Annotated in this window: 20 protein-coding genes and 1 pseudogene; 9 read left to right on the top strand and 12 right to left on the bottom strand. The window is 38.8% G+C overall.

The window, feature by feature from the left end:
- Genes B5X76_RS16450 through B5X76_RS16440 form a run of 3 tightly spaced genes read left to right on the top strand, consistent with a single transcriptional unit; the run spans position 1 to position 4534 of the window.
- Positions 1-1581: a RagB/SusD family nutrient uptake outer membrane protein gene (locus tag B5X76_RS16450; RefSeq protein ID WP_079644790.1), complete on the top strand. Its 1581-nt coding sequence runs from the start codon at positions 1-3 to the stop codon at positions 1579-1581.
- Between the two features lie 2 nt (positions 1582-1583).
- Positions 1584-3041, top strand: a complete 1458-nt coding sequence (locus B5X76_RS16445) for a sulfatase family protein (protein WP_245801074.1) — start codon at positions 1584-1586, stop codon at positions 3039-3041.
- Between the two features lie 2 nt (positions 3042-3043).
- Positions 3044-4534, top strand: a complete 1491-nt coding sequence (locus B5X76_RS16440) for an arylsulfatase (protein ID WP_079644788.1) — start codon at positions 3044-3046, stop codon at positions 4532-4534.
- A gap of 177 nt (positions 4535-4711) precedes the next feature.
- Here B5X76_RS16440 and B5X76_RS22290 read toward each other — a convergent pair.
- A pseudogene (locus tag B5X76_RS22290) lies at positions 4712-5962 on the bottom strand (sialate O-acetylesterase).
- 1158 nt (positions 5963-7120) lie between these two features.
- On the opposite strand from B5X76_RS22290, the gene B5X76_RS16420 reads away from it, so the two are divergent.
- Positions 7121-7471: a DUF6799 domain-containing protein gene (locus tag B5X76_RS16420; RefSeq protein ID WP_079644780.1), complete on the top strand. Its 351-nt coding sequence runs from the start codon at positions 7121-7123 to the stop codon at positions 7469-7471.
- 220 nt (positions 7472-7691) lie between these two features.
- Here B5X76_RS16420 and B5X76_RS16415 read toward each other — a convergent pair whose 3' ends face one another.
- From B5X76_RS16415 to B5X76_RS16400, 4 genes are all read right to left on the bottom strand, one after another.
- On the bottom strand, positions 7692-8912 hold the full coding sequence (locus tag B5X76_RS16415; RefSeq protein ID WP_079644778.1) for a hypothetical protein: 1221 nt from the start codon (positions 8910-8912) through the stop codon (positions 7692-7694).
- A gap of 32 nt (positions 8913-8944) precedes the next feature.
- The gene (locus B5X76_RS16410; RefSeq protein ID WP_079644776.1) at positions 8945-11368 is read right to left on the bottom strand and encodes a TonB-dependent receptor; all 2424 of its coding nucleotides are present in this window, start codon (positions 11366-11368) and stop codon (positions 8945-8947) included.
- A 267-nt stretch (positions 11369-11635) separates the two neighbouring features.
- Positions 11636-12136 carry a MepB family protein gene (locus tag B5X76_RS16405; protein ID WP_079644774.1) on the bottom strand — a complete coding sequence of 167 codons (501 nt, stop codon included), beginning with the start codon at positions 12134-12136 and terminating at the stop codon, positions 11636-11638.
- 215 nt (positions 12137-12351) lie between these two features.
- The gene (locus tag B5X76_RS16400; protein ID WP_079644772.1) at positions 12352-12849 is read right to left on the bottom strand and encodes a GNAT family N-acetyltransferase; all 498 of its coding nucleotides are present in this window, start codon (positions 12847-12849) and stop codon (positions 12352-12354) included.
- 153 nt (positions 12850-13002) lie between these two features.
- Here B5X76_RS16400 and B5X76_RS16395 point away from each other — a divergent pair, with 153 nt between their 5' ends.
- Entirely contained in the window at positions 13003-13971 is a 969-nt protein-coding gene (locus B5X76_RS16395) for an AraC family transcriptional regulator (protein ID WP_079644770.1), read from the top strand.
- 79 nt (positions 13972-14050) lie between these two features.
- On the opposite strand, the gene B5X76_RS16390 is transcribed toward B5X76_RS16395, so the two are convergent.
- Together B5X76_RS16390 and B5X76_RS16385 are read right to left on the bottom strand one after the other, a co-directional pair.
- Positions 14051-15037, bottom strand: a complete 987-nt coding sequence (locus B5X76_RS16390) for an LLM class oxidoreductase (protein ID WP_079644768.1) — start codon at positions 15035-15037, stop codon at positions 14051-14053.
- 77 nt (positions 15038-15114) lie between these two features.
- Positions 15115-15414 (bottom strand): ArsR/SmtB family transcription factor, encoded by a 300-nt coding sequence (locus B5X76_RS16385; protein ID WP_079644766.1) that lies wholly within the window; start codon positions 15412-15414, stop codon positions 15115-15117.
- A gap of 132 nt (positions 15415-15546) precedes the next feature.
- Here B5X76_RS16385 and B5X76_RS16380 point away from each other — a divergent pair, with 132 nt between their 5' ends.
- Complete coding sequence (locus B5X76_RS16380; RefSeq protein ID WP_079644764.1) at positions 15547-16578, top strand: leucine-rich repeat domain-containing protein; 1032 nt, start codon at positions 15547-15549, stop codon at positions 16576-16578.
- A 158-nt stretch (positions 16579-16736) separates the two neighbouring features.
- Here the strand turns inward: B5X76_RS16380 and B5X76_RS16375 are convergent, their stop codons facing one another.
- The 4 genes from B5X76_RS16375 to B5X76_RS16360 are packed head-to-tail and all read right to left on the bottom strand — an operon-like array spanning position 16737 to position 23815.
- Positions 16737-18008, bottom strand: coding sequence for a glucose-1-phosphate adenylyltransferase (locus B5X76_RS16375; RefSeq protein WP_079644762.1), 1272 nt, complete (start codon positions 18006-18008; stop codon positions 16737-16739).
- Between the two features lies 1 nt (position 18009).
- Positions 18010-19422, bottom strand: a complete 1413-nt coding sequence (locus B5X76_RS16370) for a glycogen synthase (RefSeq protein ID WP_079644760.1) — start codon at positions 19420-19422, stop codon at positions 18010-18012.
- A gap of 22 nt (positions 19423-19444) precedes the next feature.
- A complete protein-coding gene (glgB, locus tag B5X76_RS16365) occupies positions 19445-21355 on the bottom strand; it encodes a 1,4-alpha-glucan branching protein GlgB (RefSeq protein ID WP_079644758.1) in 1911 nt (636 codons plus the stop codon).
- A 6-nt stretch (positions 21356-21361) separates the two neighbouring features.
- Positions 21362-23815: a glycoside hydrolase family 31 protein gene (locus B5X76_RS16360; RefSeq protein ID WP_079644756.1), complete on the bottom strand. Its 2454-nt coding sequence runs from the start codon at positions 23813-23815 to the stop codon at positions 21362-21364.
- Positions 23816-24362: 547 nt separating this feature from the next.
- Here B5X76_RS16360 and B5X76_RS16355 point away from each other — a divergent pair.
- Positions 24363-24833, top strand: coding sequence for a hypothetical protein (locus B5X76_RS16355; RefSeq protein WP_217699677.1), 471 nt, complete (start codon positions 24363-24365; stop codon positions 24831-24833).
- Positions 24834-24837: 4 nt separating this feature from the next.
- On the top strand, positions 24838-25437 hold the full coding sequence (locus B5X76_RS16350; protein ID WP_079644754.1) for a hypothetical protein: 600 nt from the start codon (positions 24838-24840) through the stop codon (positions 25435-25437).
- A gap of 38 nt (positions 25438-25475) precedes the next feature.
- On the opposite strand, the gene B5X76_RS16345 is transcribed toward B5X76_RS16350, so the two are convergent.
- Complete coding sequence (locus B5X76_RS16345) at positions 25476-26006, bottom strand: YdeI/OmpD-associated family protein (protein WP_079644753.1); 531 nt, start codon at positions 26004-26006, stop codon at positions 25476-25478.
- 513 nt (positions 26007-26519) lie between these two features.
- On the opposite strand from B5X76_RS16345, the gene tnpA reads away from it, so the two are divergent.
- A partial coding sequence (gene tnpA, locus B5X76_RS16340; RefSeq protein WP_079644751.1) for an IS66 family insertion sequence element accessory protein TnpA occupies positions 26520-26770 on the top strand: 251 nt, incomplete at its 3' end.

Raw genomic sequence — 26770 nt, 5'->3', positions numbered from 1 at the left:
ATGAAAACTTACATAAATAGACTTATTATCGGTATCATATCAGTGTTTATTATAACTTCTTGTAGCTCGGACATTTTGGAAACAGTCCCTAACGACCGTATATCTAATACTATATTCTGGAAAACTGAAAGTGATGCACAAATGGCTGCTAATGCTGTATACAACTATTTGGACACCGTAAATCATTATTTCTCTTGGGATGGAATAACTGACATAGGCCATACAAACATCCCTTTTAATGAATACGCGATTATTGAGCTGGGACAGCATGATGCATTGAATAGTACTATTTTAAACTTTTGGAACTACTCTTATCGGGGTATACATGCGGCCAACTTTTATCTCGATAATGTTTCCAAAATTCAGGTTGCCGACCCCAGTAAAATTAATATTCTAACTGGTGAAGTAAGAGCTTTACGGGCTTATTACTATATAAAATTATTGGCTTTATTTGGTGATCTGCCACTGGTAACCAAGGACCTAACATTGGCTGAAGCCCGTGAAATCAAAAGGACTCCAGCTAAGGATGTTGGAGAATTTATCGTATCAGAACTGGAAGAAGCTGCTAAAATCCTGCCTATCAACCAATCGGATATCGGTAGAGTCACTAAAGGTGCTGCATACGGACTTCAGGCCAGGGCTTACTTATACCAAGGTAAATATGAGCTCGCAGCACAAGCGGCAAAGAAAGTAATAGACCAAAACACTTATGAAATCCATAGTAGTTACGAGAAGTTATTCGGTTACGCAGGTGAAAACAGCAAAGAGATCGTATTCACCAAGCAGTTTATAAAGGATGTGTATCGAAACAACATTTTTGCGTACATGGGTCCTTATAGTCAACGATCAAGCAATAGCCAATTTGTACCTACCAAGGCATTAGTGGATAGTTATCAAATGGCTAATGGTATGGCGATCGACGATGCAGGAAGTGGATACAATCCTGAAAATCCAACCGTAAACAGAGATCCTAGGTTGAAATACACTGTTTTTACCAAGGGGGATCTATTACCTGATGGAAAAATTTACAATCCTACTCCCGGTAGCGGAACAAACGATGCTATTGACTTCACTTACCTAACTACTTCCACAGGATTCAACGTTAAAAAATATATAGACCCATTGGATCTACCTCAACCTGCTAACGGTGGAATAAATTTGATATTGATGCGATATGCGGAAATATTACTAACTTATGCCGAAGCCAAAATAGAAATTAATCAGATAGACCAATCGGTGATAGATGCCATAAATAAAGTGAGAAAGAGACCTGACGTTGGACTTCCGGCTATTGCACCGTCAAATCAATCTAAAATGAGAGATATTGTAAGGCATGAACGAAAAGTTGAGCTGGCGTTTGAAGGCTTACGATATTTTGATTTAATAAGATGGCGATTGGCTGAACAACTAATGGCTGGAAATGTATATGGCATGACCTATAAAGATAAAAACAATCAAACTGTCACTTTAGAAGTGCCCTCGTTTACCAAAGTGTTCAGAAAAGATAGAGATTATTTATGGCCTATACCACAAAAGGAAAGAGATCTGAATCCTGGCCTGACTAAAAACCCTAATTGGTAGTGATGATGCGTAAATATCTAATAATTTTATTGTTTTGCTTTGCGAATCATCTGATAGCTCAGCAAAAACGACCTAATATCATTATCGTTTTTATGGATGATATGGGATATGGCGATGTCTCGGTAAATGGAGCTCTCTCTTACCAAACCCCAGTGCTTGATAAAATGGCATCTACAGGGTTACGATTCACCAATTTTCTAACTCCACAAGCGACATGTACAGCTTCCCGAGCGGCCTTATTGACGGGAAACTACCCAAATAGGATGAACATGTTCGGTGCTTTTGGGCCCAACTCGGGTATAGGTCTACACGAGGATGAGGTAACGATTGCTGAAATGCTGAAAAGTATGGGATATAGTACACATATGATCGGCAAATGGCACCTGGGCAATGAACCTCAATTTCTACCCACAAGACAGGGGTTCGACAGTTACTTGGGGCTCCCCTATTCTAATGACATGTGGCCTGTTGAATATGACGGCTCGCCGGCTAGACCCGGTGGCCGTGTAGCGCATTATCCGGTATTGCCTCTACTTACGATAACGAAAGAAAAGATGATCCCAGATACTGTTCAGAAAATCGAAACACTTGCGGATCAGGCTGAGCTGACCAAATTATATACGGAGGATGCAATCAAATATATACGTTCAAACAAAAACAAACCGTTTTTCTTGTATATGGCACATAGTATGACGCATGTGCCCATAGCTGCTTCTAAAGCTTTTGCTGGCAAATCCAAACAGGGACTCTTTGGTGATGTAATGATGGAAATAGATTGGTCTATGCAACAGCTTTTTGAAACACTTAAATCCGCCAAGATAGATGATAATACGATTGTAATTTTCACTAGTGATAATGGACCATGGTTAAATTTTGGAAATCATAACGGCAATGCAGCTGGATTTAAAGAAGGGAAAGGCACGAGTTGGGAAGGTGGCGTACGGGTACCTTGTTTTGTATCATGGCCTAGCGTAATTAAGGAAGGAAAAGTCGTCAATCACCTAACTAGCTCCATCGATATATTTGCCACGATAGCCGATGTCGTTAAGTATAGTGAACATCCCTATAAAATTGATGGGGTAAGTTTTTTACCTTACTTTAATGGGAGTCTAGAGGAAAGTATTCGGAAGGAGTTTTACTACTATTACAATAGAAATGATCTAGAAGCGGTACGTAAGGATAATTGGAAGTTAGTATTGCCTCATAAATACAGATCGTATGAAAATATAAACCCCGCTGATGATGGGTTTGGAGGAAAGTACGCACAGGGTGAGACTAAGGGAATGGAACTTTATGATCTTAGAAGAGATCCGGGAGAGCGTTATAATGTGATAGAAATGTACCCGGAGACCGTACAGGAGCTCCTGCAGGTTGCTGAAAAAGCGAGAATGGACCTTGGTGATAACCTAACTAACCGTGAGGGACGCAATAGACGTCCAATCGGCGTCAAAGAAAAATAATCATGATTAACAAAAAAATTGCGGTAGTATTCTGGCTCTCTTTACTTTTATTAGCTGATGTTTTCGGTCAGGGTCGACCTAACATTATATATATCTATGCGGATGATCTAGGCTATGGTGAATTGGGTAGCTATGGTCAAAAGATTATAAAAACCCCAAATCTAGATCGGATGGCAACAGAGGGAATGCTATTTACACAACACTATACGTCTACCCCTGTCTGTGCACCTGCCAGAGCAATGTTGCTGACGGGGAGGCATGGGGGGCATAGTTATATTCGTGGGAACTACGAAATGGGAGGATTTAGTGACCGTGAAGAAGGGGGGCAAATGCCGTTGCCGGAAGGCACATTTACAGTCGCCCATATGCTAAAGAACCAAGGCTACAAGACCGGTATTATTGGAAAATGGGGGCTCGGAATGCATTTTACGAGTGGAAACCCTAATAAACATGGCTTTGACTATGCTTATGGATATTTGGATCAAAAGCAGGCACACAACTACTACCCTACGCACTTGTGGGAAAATGGCAAAAGGGATAACCTAACAAATAAGGAGACTTTCGTGCACGCTAAATTATCTGAAGCTGAAGCTACTGATGAGAATTTCAATCGCTTTACGGGTAATGAAAATGCTATCGATAAAATGACAGAAAAGGCAGTATCGTTTATAAAGTCCAACAAAAGTACACCATTCTTCTTATACCTTCCCTATACCTTGCCTCACGTAGCATTGCAGGCTCCTGATCGCTGGATCAAATATTATAACTCGTATTTCAAAAATGAGAAACCGTATCTGGGTGGACAGGGTTATAACCCACAAAAGTATCCGCTGGCAACTTATGCGGCGATGATTAGCTATCTGGATGAACAGGTAGGAATAATCCTATCTAATATCAAAGAACTCGGGCTGGATGAGAATACGATAATCATGTTTTCAAGTGATAATGGCCCAACTTTTAATGGTGGTGTTAACGCGGAATTGTTCAATAGCACAGCTAATCTCAGGGGATTAAAAATGGACGTGTATGAAGGGGGGATTCGTGTGCCATTCATCGCGCGTTGGCCTAAACACATTCCGTCGGGTGTGAAGTCTGATCTTCCTAGTGTACAATATGATCTGATGGCAACTCTTGCTGAATTAACCGGAACAGAGGTACCTACTACGGACGGCATATCGTTCTTGCCTACGCTACTGGGAAAACCAAACAAACAGTCTGGACGTGATTTTATATATTTTGAGTATCCCGAAAAAGGGGGGCAACTTGCTATCAGAATGGGGGATTGGAAAGGTGTCAAAATCGATGTAAGAACTAATCCTAATGCTAGTTGGTCTTTGTTTAACCTCAAGCTAGATCCTAAAGAACAAAATGACGTAGCGCACCATAATCTAGATGTGTTGAGAAAACTTGATGAAATCGTACTTAGCGAACATCAGAACGCTCATATCAGGGAATGGGAATTTATAAATAGTAAAATGCCAATCAGCAAATAATACTATTAGAGATCTATTAAGATTTTATCAATCGATAGAATCTTAATAGATAGTTCTATAAACCGTTCTCGCTATTTTTTCGCTATGTTTTTCAGTATCCAAATAATTAAAAAATCATAAGCATTTTACAACATAGCCCTCGCAGACAGCAAGGGCTATGTTAACTAACTCTTTCAACTATTTTGTGGTAACGACAGGCCAATTATCTGTTCTGAAAGGCGCTAGTGGTAATCCTGCTTTATTAAACACATTACTCATCCCCTCGTTGCTAAATGAAAACCGAACAGCCACCGGTTGTTTGATTTCTCTGTGTTGTAAGATTACTCTATCACGAAATAAAGTGACCTCAGCTGGTTTAAAGATACGGTCTTCGCCCGCGATATAAAATTCCTTGGCAAATCTGCCTTCTTCAATTTGTAGCCCTCCCTCTGCATATTTAAAATGTAAGACTAATTTTCCTTTGTCCATGACCATACTTTCATAGGTTGGACTTTGGTATTCCTCATCTGTTTTGCGGTAATAGTCTCCAAGAGCTAGTGCCGCCAAGCGATTACCAACACCTCGCTTATCCTTAGGGTGGATATCCTTTATATTATCTACCAGATCTGTAATCACTACGCGTCCTGTCTTGGGCAAGTCTAATGCTAGCTCTTGCTGCTCTCGTAGTAATGCCCCCACAAATGGATTGTCGTATGCATAAGGTGCTATCTGTACGTAATAAAATGGGAAATCTACCTTCCATTGTTTTCTCCATTCGGTGATTAATGCTTTAAAAAGATCAGCATACGTCGAATAACTCAGTGTATTACTTTCGCCTTGATACCAAATCGCTCCGGCAATTTTAAAGTTGATGAGTGGTGCGATCATGGCATTGTATGCCTTTCCAGACTCTACGGGCCACCAGGGATTTTCTTTTTGTATAGTTGCTGCATTTTTTTAAGCAGCATTCTCCATTATTATTGGTTTTGGAACCCAGGTTTCAGCAGGTGTACCACCCCAAGATGCGTTAATAATTCCAACAGGAACACCAAGTCTCTCTTGCAATCTTTTTGCATAAAAATAACCCACCGCACTAAAACCTGCTAAGGATTCGGGGCCGCAGGGCTTCCACTGCGATTCCAGATCAAACTGTGGATAATCGGCTGTCCGCTTGGGTATATGATAGAGACGGAGTTGACTATTGGTGCTTTTAGGCAACTCTTCTATCATCTGTGGCAGGTTTTGAGCACTCCCCCACTCCATATTCGACTGTCCGGAACAAATCCAGACCTCACCGATCAGCACATCACTTAACACGATCTTATTACTGCCTTGTATATTTATTTCGTAAGGTCCGCCTGCTGTGGGGGTCGTAATATCTAATGACCAGTCTCCATTACCACTAGCTGTTACAGTCGTTGCTTTATTGCTCCATGATGGGCTCACCATTACGCTCTCGCCTGGGTCAGCCCAGCCCCATATCTTGACTGTAGTTTCTCGTTGTAATATCATATGATCGCCAAAAATACTTGGCAAACGAACTTCCCCCCTCGCATATACACAGGAAAAAAGGAAAGCGCAAATCAAGAAACGGGATCTCTTAAACGTTGTCATATTTATCATATTTAATTTAGTTCTTATAATCAAGGCCGTTAATTAGCTTATTCACTTCCACCAATCAACTCTATAATCTATCAAAAATTGCTTATCTACAGATCTCTTTTCTAAACCAATGAACGAACCAAACAAGATAATATAAAAAGTTGAACAACGCTACATATTACAAGTAGACTCTGCTAGCCATGAGGGCGCTAGCATGAAACTCTTGTCTACACATAATTTTGACGATTATGGTTAAATTGGATTATCTGATGTATTTATTTGATGAAATATTGCTTCTTTAAGCTCTTTATAATTTCTAATACTAAAATCCGAAAAGCCTATCGAATATTTTTTGTTTTGAAAACTTAATCTATGAAACCTTACATTGGGCAACTTTGTAAACTCTGAATCCTCGGTAACAACCGTCTGTCCATTTAAAGAAAAAGAATACGTCTTAAAGAGATTTCTTATGATCAACGTATCTCCTTGCAACGAAATAAAAAATGGTGTTTTTAGAGCTAGATAATAAGCATACAGCCCCGGGAACATAAACAAAAAATAAACACTTTTTAACGAACTGAAAAACTCCCAATCATTTAAATAATCGCGATATATTATAACTCCGGTCAACACTGTTGCCAGACAAACACATGTCATGATAAAAATAAATCCAAACGATATTTTAGAATTAATCATTTCTGCTGTTTATTGGCGTTCAACAATCATTACGCGCAAAGATATAGCCCTGAAGTGTAAATTAAACTTTATAATTATAGAAAATATGCAGTGTATAACTAAAGCTATAAATTTTACAATTACCCAAGCCCCATTCGATACGTTTACGGATAAACTCACCAACACTTTTACCTTCGTCCATCGTCCGTATTTTACAGTTCGATTTGTGCCACTCGAAAAAAGTTTATCATTTCTCAAAACTTTATCTGTATCCACCTGTTATTACCGACCTAATAAATTCATTATTAGGAATTAACAATGTTTTAAAACATGAAAAAGTTAGTTTTATCAGTAGCATTGATCTCCTGGATCGGATTTAATGCTTCGGCTCAAGAACAAAAAAAGGAACACAAAAAAGAGGAACACCACATGCAAAAAGAACACAGTATGCAACGTTGGTTCTGGAAAGATGGAAAAATAATGGAAATGAAAGATGGTAAGTCGATGCACATGACCAAAGAAACCAAAGTTGGCGATGTTTGGATACGCCCCAACGGAGAGGTAGTGATGAAAGATAAGAAAGTAGTACAGCTGAAAGCTGACCAGTATCTCGACCATACTGGAGCAATCCATCAGATGATGAAACCCAAAGAAATGAAAATGGATCCTTCCGAGAAATAGAAAAAAATAAGATCTGTTGGAAATCATGATGGAGTAACAAACGCTTACTCCATCATTAATCTTCAAAACTTTGACTTTCTACTTTTTCTTTTTTAGACACTTCAGCATAATATTTACCTTTCCATTCTGGCACAAAACGGATCTTTCTTTTAAAACTTACAAACAAGTAAAGCGCTTCTAAGAGACTCGCTTTACCTGTCTGCTATCTTACGCTATAAGTTTATTTCAACTTGTTGACGTGATATACATGTGTAACACCTGGATCAATCTCTGCACCGCGTTTTACACTATTCGTGGCAGGATCATATTCAAACACAAACCATTTTGAAGCATCGGTTTTGAATACATCATACAACTTTCCATTCTCCATAAAGTTCATCGTAGTTTTTGACTCACCACCCCCTACTAAAATTCTTAAATCTGCAATAACTTTCTTATTTGCTGGATCGATCACATAAGGACTGAGGTAAGCTTTACCATTTCCAAGTTTTTGAACTTGAGCTGTACTATTTTTAAATACGTTATAATCTTTCAAATCAAAGAAATAATCTTTATCAATCTCGGTTTGACCAGACTTAATACGGATCAATCCATAGGTAGAGGCTATTCTATTCTTAGTGACGATATATAAGTCATTATTATCATCCATAAAGGTCAGCGTCTGTACTTCCCAGTGACCAGCAGCAAAGCCACCCCTGGCATCTTTCAGCATCTTACCATTAGTTAAACCAGGATAATCACAGACGTAAACATAGGTCGTGTCCGATATATCCATACTTCCTGACACATCTGTACCTCTATATTTATGACCGACAAATAACTTATCACCTCTTACCGTGATACTTGTTGGTACCATATATGGATTAGTATAAGGCGTTTTATCTGGTTTAAGAGGGGCATACTTCAAAAATGGGATATCGACATTTAATGTTTTATTAAGTGTCATATCTTTAAGATTCATAAAATATATAGGCTGCTCTAATGCATTTTTAGTTCCATTAAAAGTACCTGCGGTTTTAGTCATAACCAACTCATCCTTTGTACTTACATCTTTCAATACCTTTCCTAAAAAGAAGTTCGAGGGGAAAGCATAATTATCGGTTTCTTTGATTGTTGCATTACTCTGAACCTCAAGTTGACTGAAGCGAGCTCCATTATTAGACACATAGAATTTACCTTCATGGTTGTAAGCATATACTGCGTAAAAAGCTGCGGGAAGGTACGCCGCAAGATCTATTCCTTTGTTTCCAACTGGAGTTAACAAAGTATCTTTCATTAAGTTATCCGTGGTCAACAGGTACGATCCTGTAGCGGAAGTTACCCATACTGAATATTCTGTACTGATTTTTTCTATTGTCTCTGGTGCGTCAGGGCTGTCTTTGCAAGATGCTAACAATGCTACTGCTAATGCGCCGCAAGCTAAAATACGATTGTGTTTCATTTTTATTTTATTATGTATTTTGTTTTAATTTATTACATTAATGATACCCTCAGTTTGAGGTAAAAAGCTCTACCGGGCTTTTGTAAACGAAAATTGTCATAGGCTCTTTCATTGGTTAGATTACGCGCTTCGCCTGATATATTGTATTTATTTCGACTCCAGGAATAGCTCAGAATAAGGGAGTGAACAGTCTGACTTGGAATATGATTCTTAGATGCCAATGATCCTAAATGCGAGTCACTCAAATAGTACCATCGCGTAAAGTGTGTGGTCCATGACAACTGTGTACGACTACCTTTTTCGAACCAATCATTTTGTGCTACTCCAATATCCAGATTTCCATATACCCAAGGTCTATTCGGAATCTGGTACCCATAGGTCAAACTCACTTCCTGGTTGGTATCATCTGTATATTTAACGTTATCTAGAGCCTTATCATAAGTCGCATTGACAGCCGCAGTGATAATATCCTTATAGCCGTAGCGAATTTCGGTTTCGGCACCGTAGAGCTTTACACCTGGCATATTATAGGCTTGAAACTTAGATTGACCATCGACCGTGACGATACGTGTATTGATATAATCTTTTGCTAAGCGGTAGAATCCCGAAATATCAAAATTGATAAACTGGTTGTCGTTCAAAAAAGTATTGTAGTAAAATCCACCATTCAGGTTATCGCTTCGCTCGGGTTTCAAATCCCAATTGGCTAGTTGATTTTGTCCGTCGCCGTACAACGCATTCATACTAGGCAGATTGTATGCCCGCTCGGTAGAGAACTTCACACCTCCGTCTTTAAAAATTCTGTATCTCGATGCAAAACTGTATCCCTGATAATCAAAGAAATTATTGTACGAAACTATTCCTCCACTTATCAGCTGATTGTTCGTATCATACTTACGTTCGTCGACTTGTTTATAGGTATCCAGTCCATAATATTTGATTGCTAAATTATTAACCAAACGCTTACTAAACCATTGATTTTGCCAAGACAAGCCTATGATATGTCTTGTCATTCGACTTGGCAATCCGGTCGTATTGTAATCCAATATTCTATCGTACGTTTTTCTATTGTTGGTATTTACATTATAATTCAGATTTAAACTATGGTTACGTTGCTCATCAAAATCGTAGTTAAAATTAGATCTGGCTAATAGATTAGTTGCTTTTTGCTCTTCATGTTTTTGTTGGTTTATGTTTGAACCGCTATGATTTTCAACCCAAGAACCCGTCCAGTTGTAATTGTATTGCGCCGTATCGCGAATATTGGAAACATCATAACTCGAACTAGCGTAGATGTCTGCAAACAAGCGGTCAACCAGAAAATTTTGCTTCTTATAACTTATAGTAGGCATCAGATACTTCGATTCTCGCCAGTCGCCACCATTTACATCGCTTATAGTCGCTCCTAATTGATTCTGTTTGTTATTCGCAGAATATGTTAAACCTACAAAAAACTGATCGGCCCAACTTTTATCACGTAAACCAATCTCCACCTGTCCCATAGCAGAATAGTACCTATCCTTAAATCTTTTTACTTTATCAAGAGGTACAAATTTGTTATCAACGGTCGTTTCATAAACTACCCCGTATTTCGGCTCGCTGTACATCGTATAATTGTTGTCCGAATAGTTATAGAAAGCATTCGTCCGTACCGAGAGCTTATTCTTCGGGTTGGTATACATCCCTACCAAAGCTGCCTGATGGGTATTGAAAGAGCCATAGCTGTAACTTAAATCCAAATAGTGTCTTGACCGCTGTTTTGTAATGATATTTACGGCTCCGCCCAAAGCGTCTGAACCTAAGAAAGCTGGGACGACACCCTTGTAGATTTCAATACGATCAACTAGATTGACAGGAATGTTGTTGAGTGACATGGAGGATCCAAAATTATCCATAGGTACCCCGTCTATGTATATTTTAGCATCCAATCCATTAATGCGAAATACAAAATTAGAACCCAAACCACCGTCTTCACGGAAAGTTACCCCTGGAGCAGTACGCAATATCTGATTGATATTTGCGGTTTGATTGGCATACAGGTTCATATCGATCACACTTACATTAAAACCAGAGCGTTTGATCTCTTCGACTTTCCGCTGATTATCGGATTTGCCCTGTCCAGAGACGGTCACCTCATCGATAACGTTATGATCTTCCCTTAAAATAAAATCCTGAACCCATTTACCATCTACTAGGTGTTGCTCTGGGTAGAATCCTACTGCCGTTATCTGAATAGTTGAACTATTGGAAAACTGAGTCGCTGTAAGTTTATAAAAGCCATCCACATCCGAAGTGCTCGTTACATTCTCCGTTTTGACATGAATCGTAGCACCCGCTATCGGTCGACCAAAATTGTCCTTGATATATCCTGAAATAGTGTGTTTGCTTGAAGTTTGTGCTGTAACAAGTACATGTAAAAATAGAAATAGTATAATAACAGATGTTGACCTCAACATTTTTATTTAGATTAAGTATATATAAGTAGAGTAGCATATACTTAATTTTACCGAAGGTCGGTAAGGCTATTATTTTAAAGAAAATAAATAAAAACCTGATTTACAACTACATAAATCATAAAAATAATATTTACCCTTCCCTATTTGCGGGGTTCTGGTTTTGATTTTACTATTATAGTACTTTGAATCTAGATCTAGGGATATCCTGACAACACCGTGTCGCAATATCAGTATCGTGACAAAAAAGGTTCATGATTGAAACATTATTTATTGTTTCATCAGTTTTTGCAGTGTTTCAACGGATATTTTTCTGTTTCCTATTAAGTCGAGAAAATAAACAATCTGCCAACTTTTCGTGCTAATTGCCTGTTTGTTTTCAGGACTATCCCATATTGGATAAACACGGAAGCCACGTTTTCCCTCTTTCCCGTTTACCGACAAAACTCGCTTCTCTGAAAGAATACCTTTAGGAAACAGAAAACATCCCCAGTTATCTTGGTACTCCGTTTCAACAAAATAAAAATCGAAATTATCATCAATATGATATGGTTCTGTTTTCCCTTCGGGGTTCCTTTTCCATAGAGCGACAAATTGACCTATCTTCTTAGGGGTAACTTTCGCTTTTCTATATTTTATATGAAAACTGCCAAGCTGAAAATTGCATCCGCAATAATCTCCTGTTTCCTCGTCTTTATATGCATTTGAGATATGCATACCAAAAGTATCGAATAAAGTGCTGTCTAAATGGGTAAGTTCTTTTTCATACATAATATTAACCAAATGGATATATGCAAATGTACGCCGCTAGCACCTCTTTCCCAAGAGGGCATGTGAGTGCTTTTTATCAATACAGTAACTTATAATTCTTAAACAGTCTAAACTACCGAAAAGGAGACTGTATTTTAATACCGTATAAGCAATTGTAAGCGATCAGATTCTGGACGACCCCGCATAAAATGAGAGAACTCAAGAAATGAATGTTACTAAACGATTCGCTTTCCCAAAATTTTCAAACTACGTTCTACGCCATCGAGTAAAGCTATATCAGGTAGTGTAGCCCATTCTTCAAAACCTAGATATTTAAACAACTTAATACTTGGTTCATTGTGTGCAAAGATAAAACCAAGCACTGTCGTGACACCAAAATCTTGTGCTCTTTCTAAACTGTATTGAAGAATTTCTTTACCTAAGCCCCTTCCTCTTTGTGATTCGTCTATATAAATACTGATTTCTACGGTTGCGTCGTAGGCAGGGCGTCCGTAAAATGACTGAAAACTTACCCAACCGATTATTTTTGCAGAATCATCTTCTATAACCCAAAGCGGTCTATTCGTCGGGTTATGCTGATCGAACCACACTAGTCTACTCTCGACCGAAACTGGTATCGTATCGGCAGTAACCATCCTTGAATGGATAGTAGAGTTATAGATATTTACAATTTCTTTTAGATCTGTTTTGTTTGCATCTCTATACGTTAACATAATTGTACTTGTTATAAATCGTTTGTCCTGGATTGTAAAGCTATAATCGGTCAGCCCCTATATACCCTACTCGCGAAGATAATCATTTGATCCTAAACGATCTCTTGAAAAAAGCTTAAAGTCTAATCAGCAAGATTTGCAAAGAACTGCCAAATGAAGTTAACTATATTTGCTGCAATGGACTCAAAAGACTTAAGCAGAAAGGAATATATAAACCGTATTATTCGGGTAATGGAATATATCGACCAACATCTTGATCAAGCTATCGATCTGTCAAAAATGGCTGATATCGCTTCGTTCTCCCCTTTTCATTTTCACCGAATATTCACATTAATGACGGGCGAAACACCCAACACCTACGTCTCGCGCATACGTCTGGAAAAAGTGGGACGCTTGCTACAGAGCGAGACGAAACTATCTATTGCAACGATAGCATTTGACTGTGGTTTTGAAAATCTGTCATCCTTTAGTAGAGCGTTCAAAAAGCAGTTTAACATCAGCGCCAAAGAATTCAGACAAGAAGCGAAAGGAATTTTTAGTAAAGAAGGTATCCGATATAGCAAGAATGGCAATGCGGTGAGCAAGATCGGCAAAAATATCCAACAGATAGATGCCCAATTTTGTAGTGTCGAATTAAAACAATTAATACTTATGGACATTAAAATTGAAATCAAACAGATGCCTGCGCTGAAGCTAATCTGTTATCGCCGCACAGGAGCTTTTAATCAGATCGGGCAGGCCTACGAAGAGCTCTTTAAATGGGCTGCACCAAGAGGTTTGCTAAACGCAAACACAAAAGCTTTATCGATGTATCACGATGATCCTTCCATAACCGAGATAGCAAAGATGCGCAACGACGCTTGTCTCGTAGTCGATAGAGATGTAGATGTAGAAGGTGAGATCCGAAAATCACAGACTCAGGAGGGTAAGTACGCAGTAGGTTATTTTGAGATTGGTATCAAGGATTTTGAAAAAGCTTGGAATACTATGTATGCATGGCTATCTGAAAGTGGCTATCAACCCAAGGAATCCAGTCCTTATGAAATCTATCATAATGACAATAATCAACATCCAGAGAAGAAATTTATTGTCGAAATCTGTATCCCTGTAAAACAATTATAAACATGTTACTGTATTAGAGAGCCAAGGAGGCTCTCTAATTTTTGGCAAGATTTAATCAAACACCTATCAGATGCTATCATTACATTATCAGAGAAGGGAAATGTGGCAGTATTTCTTCTGCTAGCTCGTCTATTACTTCTTCCAATGGTCTCGTACTAAACTGAAGCCCTAATGCAGCATGATTGACTCCGGCGTCCTGCCATTCGCCCAATAAATCAATCAGCCCATTCCTTCCTGTCTTCAGAACAAAACCGCCCCTAAGAGGTGTCCTTGGAAAATAGGGGTCATCTGACAATTCGATCCATTCGTTGGTCATATGGGGTTTAAATTGACCGTCTGGGATAAGATCACGCCACGCACTGATCTTAGCTTCCAACCGTGTTGTATCACTCTTATTTGTAGTTGCTCCTGGATAAGTAATCCATCCGTCTCCATTTCTCGCTATCCAATCGAGTGACTGTTGACTAGCTCCCGTGATCAATACGGGGATCTTTCCAGACATAGGTTTGGGGATGACATCGACTCCATGGAGATACGTTAAATCTGTCTGAAGGTTAGGAAATGATTCGTGAGTAATGTGACGGAACTCTTCCAGCACTTGTCTAAACCGCTCTCCTCGCTGATCAAAGGGAACTCTAAAGGCGGGGAATTCTACGCCCCGATCCCCAGACCCCACTCCCATGATCAATCGATTGGCCGACAAGTGATCTAGAGAACTGCTAGTTTTAGCGAGAGATATCGGATTCCAAAACGGCAAAACAATACTCCCGGTGCCCAGTGCAATATTATTGGTAATACCTGCTAGGTAAGATAAATAGGTAAATGGATCATAAACCTGTCCGGCATCTCCGAAGTTCGGGTCAAACAATGGAATATCCCGTACCCATAATGCTCCAAAATTATTCTGGTCGATCTGTCGTATGTACTTTGTATGATCCTTGTAAACATTAAGATCCCCGTTATATAAATCAAGGGGAAGGAAAATCCCTAAGGTAAGTTTATCGCGAGCGAATAAACGATTGAACCCAATGTGGTTTTTGAAGTTGGAATGAGATTCTGTTGTCATGAGTTTTAGTTAAACATTCAGCTATTCTATTTATTTAGATATTCAGAATTATAGATATAATAGGCAAAAAAAAAGGTTTATAAAACCTCCTTTATGTAAGACGCTAGTTCCTGAATCCGTTCTTCATTACGTTTGTAATAGGTCCACTGCCCTTCTCGTATAGATTTCAGAAGGCCACAGTTGACCATGGAGCTCAGATAAGTAGAAGTTGTGGATTGGGAAATCCCTGCCTTCTTTTGTATAACACTCATACATACCCCATAATCTGTTACTTCTGGCTCGATGTCTTCCACAGCAAAATGAGCATGAGGATCCTTTAGCCAAGTAAGGATTTGAACACGATGTTCATTGGATAAAATCTTAAATAACTCCTGCATATCTATATATCTAAAAATATCGATACAAAGAAACAAATAATTCAAGAGATTTCAATGATCTTTTTTGTGATCTATAATTTTCAAAATAGGTATCTGAATACGCATCTTTGCGTTAATAAAAAGCCAGTCATCATGAAAAAATATATCTTTGTTTTCAGTCTCAGCCTGCTCACCCTTGCAGCAGCTGCACAGAAAAAGAAGAAAACTCAAATACCGCCACCAAAGGAGGCAATCCCCGAAGTGCTACCAGTACAGCAATCAATACCTACTACAGAAACTATTGGCATAATCGCGCCAATGCCCGCAAGCAGCGCTACCCATATTAAAGGCATTACGACAAACGGAAAGGAAATTAGCTTTAAAGATATCGACGTATTAGCCAATTCAGAGCTATCCAAGCTAAAAATGCTCTCATTTAGCACCGTCATATCAGGCAAAAGACTCGATAGCAGCATACTACAAAAAATCATAGACGAGAGCCATCAATTGGAAATGTTAGAAATAAACAATTTCGAGCTGGACGGCTTTCCTGAAATCAAAACGCCTAACCAGCGGCTGAAAAAACTGATATTGAGTCAAAATAAATTAAAAACACTTCCCTCCAGTATTTCTAATCTTAACACACTGGAGGGTTTTGATTGCAATAATCCCTTGACGGATTTACCCGCCTCATTTGCCCAGCTTAAAAGGCTACAGCAACTCGGACTGAACAACCACCTATTTACGGCCTTTCCAAATGCAATCTTTAGCCTAAGCAAACTATCCGTGTTGTATATGTCAGGTAATTATAAAAGTGAAACAAAACTGAACGAGCTGCCCGACTTATTCCAACAGTTGCCCGAATTGAAGGAGCTGGGTATAGAAAATGCAGGACTATCTTCCCTGCCGAAATCTATATCTACTCTTAAAAAATTAGAAAAAGCTGATTTTTCCTACAACCATTTTACGTCCTTTCCTCAAGTATTGGCAGAAAACCCTAAGCTGACGTATGTACCTTTTACCAATAATCCGCTGCGATGGGAACCATTTTTGGCCTCCGTCAAAACTATAAAATGGAGTGGACTGTTCTTCATAAACGAGACCGGATTTACAAAAAAACAATACGAGCAAATTCAAGATATCCTAACCAAAACAGATGTGTATTACGATGGTATGAACGATTAAAATTCATAGATACCTTGAACGGTTAGAAAGCGTAAAAAGCCGTTCCGAATTAACTTCGGAACGGCTTTCGTTATAATGTATACAAAAAAGTATATAGCTGCTTCTATAGAAGGCTAAGCTTACTAAAGCAAACCGAACTTCTCATCGTTTAAGTAAGCTTACCGACCAATTGTCATACCGTGTGGTATGACCGCATTCTTCTTGATCACAACTATACTGTCGCATACTGTATAGGTTTCAAAATCTCCATCCTTTAAGTGTTTTCCACCCATAATGCGAACGTCATTACCAATGCGGCAATTTTTGTCCAAAATAGCATTTTCTATATAACATCGCTCGCCTACCCCAATAGGTGGCGGTTGCTGACTGTTATAGAGTTCTACGACTTCATCTAGATCTTCATAATAATCAGAACCCATCATGTAAGTGGCTTTAATAACGGTACCTTTCCCTATCCTAGAGCGAATACCAATCACTGCTCGTTCTATCTTATCGGCCAGGATAATGCAACCATCGGCTATAATAGCATGATTCAATGTTGTACCTAATATTTTTGAGGGAGGCAACATCCGAGCTCGTGTAAAGACAGGCTCTCCGAACAGGTTAAAAGATGGGATATCGTCTGTAAGCTGTATATTCGCTTCGAAGAATGAAGATATCGTACCAATATCTGTCCAGTAACCATCAAATTGATAGCTCAAAACTTTATGGTTACCAATTGCTTCGGGAATAATCTCTTTTCCGAAATCCATTCCGGGATTTTCAGCTAACAATTTCCGTATTACTCCTTTCGAGAAAACATATATTCCCATGGACGCCAAGTAAGTCCTACCGGATTTCTCTAAATGTTCTGGAACCTCGGAAGCCCAATCGGGTAATAATTCTTTGGTAGGTTTTTCTATAAAAGCAGTAATTTCGTTGCTCTCGTCAGATTTGAGAATTCCAAAACCAGTGGCTTCTTTGCCCGTAACAGGAATCGTAGCAATAGTTATTTCACCACCATTCTTGACATGAAAATCCACTAGGTCGTCATAGTTCATCTGATACAATTGATCTCCCGAAAGAATCAACACATAATCGTAATCTACATTCGCGAGGTTTTTTTGAGTACGGCGTACAGCATCAGCTGTGCCTTCAAACCAGCGATCTCCTTCGCTGGTCTGTTCTGCTGCTAGAATATCGACAAATCCCTTACTGAATACGCTAAAGTTATAGGAATTTTTAATATGCTTATTCAACGACGCCGAATTGTACTGTGTCAATACAAAGATTTTATTAAAACCCGAATTCAAACAGTTTGAAATTGGAATATCAACTAAGCGGTATTTTCCGGCAATAGGAACCGCAGGCTTGGACCGCTGATCGGTCAAAGGATAAAGTCGAGTCCCACGACCTCCTCCTAATACAATAGAAACAACTTTATGCGCCATTTTATTTAAGTAATTGGTAATACAAATCAATATATTTTTTAGCCGATTTATCCCAAGAGAAATCGAGCTGCATAGCCCGCTGTGTTATTAATTGCCAGTCGCTACTGTCAAATTGATCTAAAGCACGACCTATGGTGTTCACAATTTCCTGCGTATTGATGTTATTAAAGACAAAGCCATACCCTTCATCTTGGGAAATATCCTTAACCGTATCTCGTAATCCTCCTATTGCACGTACGATCGGAATCGTTCCGTATTTTAAAGCATATAATTGATTCAGCCCGCAAGGTTCTACCCGTGAAGGCATAAGGAGCATATCCGAAGCTGCATACACCTCATGGGCCAATGCTTCATTATAACCAAAGTAAACGGCTAATCTGTCGGCATGTTTAATTGCTAATTCAGCTAATCTGCTTTGTAGATCTGAATCTCCTGAACCTAATACATAAACCGCGACCTCACTTGAAGTGGCAAAGAGCTTTTCAATAACAACGGGTAACAGATCGGCCCCTTTTTCTAACGCAAATCGTCCTATATACGATACAAGTGGAAGTTCTGCAGGTAGGCCTACTCGCTGACAAAATGCTTCTTTATTTAAAAGCTTACCCTGTTGGGCGTCGTCAATACAATATTTATTAGGAATCAATGTATCTAATGCAGGATTCCAATATGTAGCATCAATTCCGTTTACTATACCATAGCCTTTTGCTGCTTCGTGACGGAATAGCGATTCAAGACCATTTGCTTCAATAAATAGTTCTTGTAAATAGCCTTCTGAAACTGTGGTAAATGCATTGGTACATTTCACTGCTGCTGCCAGCGAATTAATCATGCCATCCCAGTCCAATAAACCCCATTTCCAGGTGTCAAATGCCGGTAGTAATATTCCTTTGTTCCAATTCATTTTTCCCTGATACTGACCATTATGAACAGTAAACACGGTTTTGACCTTTGATATCTTTTTAAAATCATTGCCATACTGGATTAAAAATGGAATAAGCCCGGTATGATGATCGTGACAATGAATAATATCGAGTTGAATATCGCTGCTACAAAGCCAATCTAAAAAAGCATGTTGAAATGCAATCCACTGCTCACCTTCATCGGCGTATCCGTACACCTCATTTCGATCGAGCTTACCTTCTATTTTTAGGGTGTACAGCGGAAAACCCAAGCTATCTACGGATTCTTTGTATACGTTGTAAGTTATCAGTTCTGATCCTTGATATATAGAGCCTGTACCGACTAGCTCCCATTTATGATCTTTGGTAAAAGGAAGGTCATACCAAGGCATCACAACAGAAGAATCTACACCTAGTTGACGCTGATATCTAGGCAGTGCTCCAACCACATCAGCGAGACCGCCAACCTTTGCTACCGGAAAACACTCGACACTCAAATGAAAAACCTTCATAAATAAACAAAAATTATATTACTTAACTTGTTAACTTAAGTACAAGCCCTCCCAAGGGAGGTAAACTTATACTAATTGATTCCTGTTGACCCACCCAAGGTATGGGCTCTGACTTTTTATTGGATGTCTCTAAACCCGAACCAAAATAACTTAAATCATCTGAATTGAATATAATCTCCCAGTTACCTTTTTGAGGAACACCTAGACGATAGTTTTCTCGAACAATAGGCGTCAGATTTAAGACGACCATCAAGTCGTTGCTTAAGTCATGTCCTCTACGAAGGAATGCAAATACACTATTTTCTACATCTCCTACTTCAATCCAATGAAAGCCTTCGTGACTGAATGCTTTCTCGTATAACGCTGGTTCGGATCTATAGAGTTGATTTAACTCTTTAATAAATGTCTGCATACCACGATGTGGCGCAAAATTAAGCAGATGCCAATCTAACGATTGATTGACGTTCCATTCAGAAGTCTGACCGAACTCGCCTCCCATAAATAAAAGTTTGGTTCCTGAAAAGGTATACATAAACAAGTATAATGCCCTAAGATTAGCGAACTTTTGCCATTCATCACCTGGCATTTTATAAATGAGCGATTGTTTGCCGTGTACCACTTCATCGTGTGACAATGGAAGCATAAAATGTTCGCTGAAAGCGTACACAGATGAAAAGGTAAAATTACCGTGGTAATACTTTCGATTAATAGGATCTTCTTTAAAATAGTTTAGTGTATCGTGCATCCAGCCCATCATCCACTTCATACCAAACCCTAATCCACCATTGTAAGTGGGTTGACTCACGCCTGGCCAAGAGGTAGATTCTTCGGCAATAGTCTGTACGTCTGGGTAGTTGCTATACACCGCCTCATTAAATTCTTTTAAAAAGGAAACTGCTTCTAAATTTTCTCGTCCACCAAATTCATTAGGCAACCATTCGCCTTCATCCCGAGAATAATCGAGGTACAACATTGAAGCAACTGCGTCAACTCGTAGGCCATCGATATGGTACCTATCCAGCCAAAATAAAGCATTGCTGATAAGAAAGGATCTTACTTCGTTTCGCCCGTAATTAAAAATATATGACTTCCAGTCAGGGTGAAAGCCTTTTCGATAATCCTCATGTTCGTACAAAGCTGTTCCATCAAATCGATACAAGCCATGGGCATCTCCTGGAAAATGAGAAGGAACCCAGTCCAAAATGACTGCTACATCACTCTTATGAAGCTGCTCAATCAGATACATGAGCTCCTGGGAGCTACCGTATCTAGAACTTGCTGCATAATACCCTGAAATCTGATACCCCCAAGATGGATAATAAGGATGTTCCATTATCGGCATAAACTCAACATGGGTGAAGCCCATATTCTTGATATATGGCACTAATTTTTCCGCTATCTCACGATAAGTAAGAAATTTGTCAGGCTCATTAGCATCTCTCATCCAAGAACCTAAGTGCAGTTCATAAACCGACCACGGCCTATCTAGTCGATTCTTGTCGGATCGGTTTCTCATCCATGATTCATCATTCCACTGATACCAGGTTGTGCTAACGACTGATGCTGTCTGAGGGGGAAGTTCCATTGATAAGGAGAAAGGGTCTGCTTTTTCTAATCGTTCACCCGACTCGGTAACAATTTGGTATTTGTAAACTTCTCCCAGTCCAATATCAAAAATAGCTCCCTCCCAAATGCCACTACCATCCCACCGTACGTAGAGCTTGTGACTATGAGGGTTCCATCCGTTGAAATCACCAATTACGGATATACTTTGAGCATTTGGTGCCCAAACAGCAAAATATACACCCTGTCTTCCATTCAAAAAAACAGTTTGAGACCCCAGCTTTTCGTATAAACGAAAATGTTTCCCTGATTTAAAGAGTGTGATATCAAAATCAGTAAAAAGCGAAAAAACTTCAACAGGACTATCCATAATACATTATTCTATAATTAGTTTCTTAAAATCGTTGTCGACCGTAATGTACGGCTGTCCGGTATCATCGGTCGATATAGGGACAGTAACCCCGTCTACCATCGCTTTTGTCCAATCAAATGGGAGTCCAACAAAATAAATACTATAGGTATCATAACGCTCGGTATATAAGCCGTCCCGTTGCTGTACTAACGTGACGCTATTGGCAGTTCCGATCTGTTTAAACCGCTTCTCTAGGTAGATATCCTGCTCATAAGCAAAAGTATCTCCGTGATCGGCATAGCCATAGCTCTTATGCTCCCCATCACTATAGTAAGTGATCAGCTTTAATGTCTCAATTTTCTTTTCGTCGGTGTATTGCATCACAGGATACTCGGGTATTATGGCTCCTGCCGACACAAAAATTGGCATTTCATCGAGAGGTGTGCTTATCCTGATCTCCTGACCGCCCTCGTACAGATTATTATTAAAATAATAGTACCAATTTCCTCGGGGAAGATACACAACTTTGTATTCTTGACCAGGATTTAAAACCGGAGAAACTAATATTTTATCACCAAAGGCAAACTCTTCTTCGCGTAATAAATTTTTATAAACATCCTGTTCCAACATCGACACCGGCCTCAAAATAGGTACGCCATATTTATGCTGTTGCCAAAATACGGAATAAATGTAAGGCAAGAGCTTATACCGAAGTTCAATGAATTTTTTGCATATAGCCTCCCACTGCGGACCGAAACTCCATGGTTCTCGATCTACGGTATCTCCTGCCGAATGAACCCGCATAAAAGGGGAGAATACTCCAAACTGCATCCATCGGGTATATAGCTCTCCGTCGGGATTGCCTGTAAAACCACCTATGTCTGTACCACAAAACGACAGTCCGGATATCGATAAGCGCTGGAGCTGTAAAATCCCGATACGTAGATGTTCCCAAGTGGCTATATTATCACCTGTCCACACGGATGCGTAACGCTGTGTACCCGAATATGCGGCGCGAGTAATAGTAAAGGGCCTCTTATTTTTATATAATTTCTGAAGCCCCTCATAAGTAGCGCGAACCATCTGCATACCATATATGTTATGCGCCTTACGGTGTGAACCGCGCTGTCCGTCGTAATCGTGCCTTACGTCGTCGGGGAAAGTACCTCGACCAAAAACGGCAGGTTCGTTCATATCATTCCAGAATCCCGCAACACCATCTTCAACCAGCCCCTTGTATAGCGTACCCCACCATTGGCGTACCTCAGGGTCTGTATAATCGGGGAATTGGCACCGTCCCGGCCAAACAAAACCTTCCATAAAATAATCATCTCCTCTCCTACAGAAATATTTATTATCATGACCTTCTTTAAACACCCAATAATCTTCATCTACTTTAATACCAGGATCTATCATGACCACAGTCTTAAATCCATTAGCAGAAAGGTCTTTTATCATTTGTTTTGGATCTGGAAAATATTTTTTATTCCAGGTAAAACATCTGTATCCATCCATGTAATCGATATCTAGGTATAAAGCATCACAAGGAATCTCGCGTTTCCTAAATTCGGCTGCTACATCCAGCACTTTCTTTTCTGGATAATAGCTCCAACGGCATTGATGATATCCGATGGCCCACATCGGGGGCATAAAATGGGTACCCGTCAACTGATGATACCGCATCACCACATCCATCATTTTAGGTCCATGGATATAATAATATTGAAGTTCGCCACCTTCAGACCAAAAGCTAGTCTGGTCGTTATGCTCTGCCGCGAAATCGAAATGTGTTTTAAAGGTGTTGTCAAAGAAGATCCCATAGGAATCGCCGCTGGTAACACCTATATAAAAGGGAATGGTCTTATACAGCGGATCTTGATTAAAACCAAACGAATAGGTATCTGAATTCCAATTACGTATTCTTCTTCCGCGCAGATTAAGATTCGAAGCTTTATCACCACAACCAAAAAAGACTTCATCATTAAATGCTTTTTTCGTACAATACACATAATAACCACCAAAATCAGGGCTTTCCTCCCAATGCATCGGCGCATAATCGGAGTTCATCAACTTTCCTTCGACATCGGAAAAAGATACAAGAAAATCCTTTTTACTAACTCTACAGATTACTGTCGCGGTATATATGCTATAATACGTATCGTCCTCCATAAAATTATGACCATGAGCAGAATGTTCCTGAGCAACTACTGCGTAAGAAAAGTCCTCTAGAAAAGCTCCTTGCGGTGCTAATCTGACACGAATAATATCATCAGTTAATACTTTAATTTCTACGCGCGCTTTTCCATCAGTTAGAATATAACTATTACCTTCTTTGTGATATGCGGCTACGGCCCGTAAATATTTTTTTTCGATTGTGGGTAAATCCAATACCGGATTATTCACATGTTGTATGTTTCCATCTAAAGATTCCTCTGCTATCATCTCTGATGCGATGCCTTCTTTCTTTGTTTCAGTCATAATATTAAGGTTGCTCTTTCTCTATAGTTTTAAGTTGCAATTAAATTACATAAAAATTACAACTTTTAGGTAAAAAAAATAATCTAACTTCAAGGTGCTAAGGGAAGGCAGATCGGATCTCGCACTACCTCTTCTTTTCTAGCAATGAAGCTGTATTAAAACATTTCATTGCTAAGGATACTGTACAAATGAACGTCGATAGGCTTAACTATAATTCGAATAGGTGTATTCATACCGATACTACATATAATTTAAAATGTGATTTGACCTCTTTACACATAATTCTGATCTGGGAACGATGCAAATATGTCATTCAAGAATCAACTCCAAGTTAAGTATGTGTTATTGTTTTACACAGAGGTACTACATAGGATTTGATAGTCGATAAGCTCTATTTCGGTCCCAAATAGGGTTTGATTTAATCAATAGTTTTTTTTCTCTTTGTCTCTAGACCAAAGAAAGAAACAGCATATGCCAATCGTACTGGGGAATATATATATTTGTAATGTAACAATACGACGAAGAAATACTATCCAAACCGACTACAATGAGAACCATTGAAATAAACAAAAGTGAAATCCCACAGACCGCTCCTAAGCTTAGCGCGGCTTTGGGCGCATTTGAACAATTCATCAACGAGTTGAATGATAAAAACCTGCCGGATAAAACTATTGAGTTTATAAATCAAAACATCGAAAGACTCAATTCTTTCCCCTCGTCGGATAAGAAATTTAAAGCGCTGCTAATCAAGACCCAAAGTCAAATCACTAAATTTCTTGAAAAGGAACATAAGTATGTGCCTAAAAACTATTATAGAAATCTATGGATACCACTAGGAATGACTGGTTTTGGTTTACCTATCGGCGTAGCCTTTGCACTGAGTGTAGGTAATATGGGATTGTTGGGTATTGGTCTTCCTATTGGACTACTCTTGGGAGCGCTCGTGGGTACGAGACTAGATAAAAAGGCTCTTGTAGAAGGTCGACAATTTGGTGTTGAACTTAAAAATACATTTTAGTAAAATGAAAGCAAAAATTAAAAATTATTCTGTTCAATTCATCAAAGAGATTATCCCAGTTATTGCAGGTATTCTTATCGCGCTTTTTATCGACAACTGGAATTCTCAACAAAAGGATAAAGCTTATATCCACCAAGTGTTTTCCACGATAGATAGTGAGCTGAAGGAATCTAAAGAGGAACTTGCTAACAAGATGCCTAAACAGCAGGCCTTAATTGATTCGCTGAATCGGTATGCCAACAACAATAATATCAGCTTTCAAGATATTATCTTAAAATCAGATGGGGTACATATTCCTCAGATTAGAATCAATGCCTGGAAATCTATCGCTAATACTAAAATAGATCTGATTGATTATAGAAAAATAGCGTTACTTTCTAATATTGAAGAATTGAAAGAAACTTTAAATAACAAAAGTGATTTCTTGATGAATTTCATGTATTCAAATTTCAATACAACGGATAAAAATGTAAAAGCCACCGCTAAATTGATTCTTATGGATATAATCACAACGGAAAAAACTATACAAGAAACGATCGACTATTTTGAGGAGAGTGATATTCGAAAACAGCATCCTGATTCTCGACAGAATCTATCTTTTTGAAAAACATTAACCTGTTAGGATGCCAGGTTTAGTTCGATTTAAGTGGGTGTTGATTTTGCTTTGTTATCCATTCTTATTTTTTTTATACCATCTCTTCCTATAAAGCGTCCTTTGCCCAATAGGAAGTCAATGGCTTTCTTTACATTGTGATCAATGCTTTTTTCTGTTTTCAAAAAAGAAATATAACGAATGATTTCTTTTTGTAAGGAGATCTGCAAGGAATCGAAAACCTGTTTGGCCTCTGGATACGCCAACAAAGCTCTAAGCAATGCTGGATGTGCCGTTACAGATCTTTCAGTAGGGTCGAAAGCTATGGTAACTTCTATTAACTCTCCAATCCTGCTGGGAGAACGATCCAGCATCTTTAGATTAATATACAGCCGCCACGCACCTGCATATTTTACCAATGTTTGTCGGTAAGGCTTCATGTTTATTGTTCCTTGCACTGGTATCGGGCTTTTAGATTTGTCCGCCTGTTTAAAAACGGCCTGTAATATTTCTTCCGGCAGATACACAAAAGGATTGATCCCAATCAATTCAATTACAGCAGAAAATGTGAATACATTCATTTATTGATAATTTCGTAACCACAAGGTTTATATATTTTAGTTACCCTAAAGATATATTTTTTTCTTGACGAGGAATCTAGAAATATCTGTACCGAAGATGATTAAAAGTCGAAACATCGATGTAAAATATTTGACAAACATGAAATCAGAAAATGACAGTGCATAATGAATCTCAAGTGACTTATGTAAATTAATCTCTTCGAATAAACCAATAAATAACTGTAATTTAACGTTGTAGTAATTGAATGACAGTTACCTGTCCAATTTTAAGAAAAAAACTTCCATATTTTTATCCGGTATGGAATAATTGTTTGTATTAGCTTTTATTAAAATATTTTAACATGCAAAAGAGAATCAATTTTTACAACAAGGGGCAAGAAGCGGTTAAACACCTATTTGCCACAGGGCAATATCTGGAAAAGTCCAGTATAGAGAAAAACATTCAGGAATTGATTATGTAATCTTCCCTTAAAATAGCTACGATTATTAATGTAGTTTTATAATTTAGGGACAATGAAAAAAAGTAAGTTTAGCGAATCACAAATCATCAAGATTTTATCACAGCAGGAAGCTGGGCAATCGGTTTCGGATATCTGCCGAGAGCATGGTATTAGCCAAGGGACTTTCTATTCTTGGAAGAGCAAATATTCGGGTATGGAGGTTTCGCAGCTTAAGCAGTTGCGGGAAATGGAAAAAGAGTTGGCGCAATACAAAAGGATTGTTGCCGAGCAGACTTTACAGATTACGGTTTTAAAAGACGTTAT

The organism is Sphingobacterium nematocida, assembly GCF_900168125.1.
Classification (GTDB): Bacteria; Bacteroidota; Bacteroidia; order Sphingobacteriales; family Sphingobacteriaceae; genus Sphingobacterium; species Sphingobacterium nematocida.
Note: the sequence above shows the minus strand (reverse complement) of the source record. Positions and strands in the feature narration are given on the sequence as shown.

Excerpts from the sequence above, each read along its gene's own strand:
- B5X76_RS16445 (WP_245801074.1), top strand. The coding sequence starts at position 1,584 with ATGATGCGTAAATATCTAATAATTTTATTGTTTTGCTTTGCGAATCAT.
- B5X76_RS16355 (WP_217699677.1), top strand. The coding sequence starts at position 24,363 with ATGAGAACCATTGAAATAAACAAAAGTGAAATCCCACAGACCGCTCCT.
- B5X76_RS16380 (WP_079644764.1), top strand. The coding sequence starts at position 15,547 with ATGAAAAAATATATCTTTGTTTTCAGTCTCAGCCTGCTCACCCTTGCA.
- B5X76_RS16385 (WP_079644766.1), bottom strand. The coding sequence starts at position 15,414 with ATGCAGGAGTTATTTAAGATTTTATCCAATGAACATCGTGTTCAAATC.
- B5X76_RS16440 (WP_079644788.1), top strand. The coding sequence starts at position 3,044 with ATGATTAACAAAAAAATTGCGGTAGTATTCTGGCTCTCTTTACTTTTA.
- B5X76_RS16410 (WP_079644776.1), bottom strand. The coding sequence starts at position 11,368 with ATGTTGAGGTCAACATCTGTTATTATACTATTTCTATTTTTACATGTA.
- B5X76_RS16420 (WP_079644780.1), top strand. The coding sequence starts at position 7,121 with ATGAAAAAGTTAGTTTTATCAGTAGCATTGATCTCCTGGATCGGATTT.
- B5X76_RS16360 (WP_079644756.1), bottom strand. The coding sequence starts at position 23,815 with ATGACTGAAACAAAGAAAGAAGGCATCGCATCAGAGATGATAGCAGAG.
- B5X76_RS16370 (WP_079644760.1), bottom strand. The coding sequence starts at position 19,422 with ATGAAGGTTTTTCATTTGAGTGTCGAGTGTTTTCCGGTAGCAAAGGTT.
- glgB (WP_079644758.1), bottom strand. The coding sequence starts at position 21,355 with ATGGATAGTCCTGTTGAAGTTTTTTCGCTTTTTACTGATTTTGATATC.
- B5X76_RS16375 (WP_079644762.1), bottom strand. The coding sequence starts at position 18,008 with ATGGCGCATAAAGTTGTTTCTATTGTATTAGGAGGAGGTCGTGGGACT.
- B5X76_RS16395 (WP_079644770.1), top strand. The coding sequence starts at position 13,003 with ATGAAGTTAACTATATTTGCTGCAATGGACTCAAAAGACTTAAGCAGA.
- B5X76_RS16350 (WP_079644754.1), top strand. The coding sequence starts at position 24,838 with ATGAAAGCAAAAATTAAAAATTATTCTGTTCAATTCATCAAAGAGATT.
- B5X76_RS16400 (WP_079644772.1), bottom strand. The coding sequence starts at position 12,849 with ATGTTAACGTATAGAGATGCAAACAAAACAGATCTAAAAGAAATTGTA.
- B5X76_RS16390 (WP_079644768.1), bottom strand. The coding sequence starts at position 15,037 with ATGACAACAGAATCTCATTCCAACTTCAAAAACCACATTGGGTTCAAT.
- B5X76_RS16415 (WP_079644778.1), bottom strand. The coding sequence starts at position 8,912 with ATGAAACACAATCGTATTTTAGCTTGCGGCGCATTAGCAGTAGCATTG.
- B5X76_RS16405 (WP_079644774.1), bottom strand. The coding sequence starts at position 12,136 with ATGTATGAAAAAGAACTTACCCATTTAGACAGCACTTTATTCGATACT.
- B5X76_RS16345 (WP_079644753.1), bottom strand. The coding sequence starts at position 26,006 with ATGAATGTATTCACATTTTCTGCTGTAATTGAATTGATTGGGATCAAT.
- B5X76_RS16450 (WP_079644790.1), top strand. The coding sequence starts at position 1 with ATGAAAACTTACATAAATAGACTTATTATCGGTATCATATCAGTGTTT.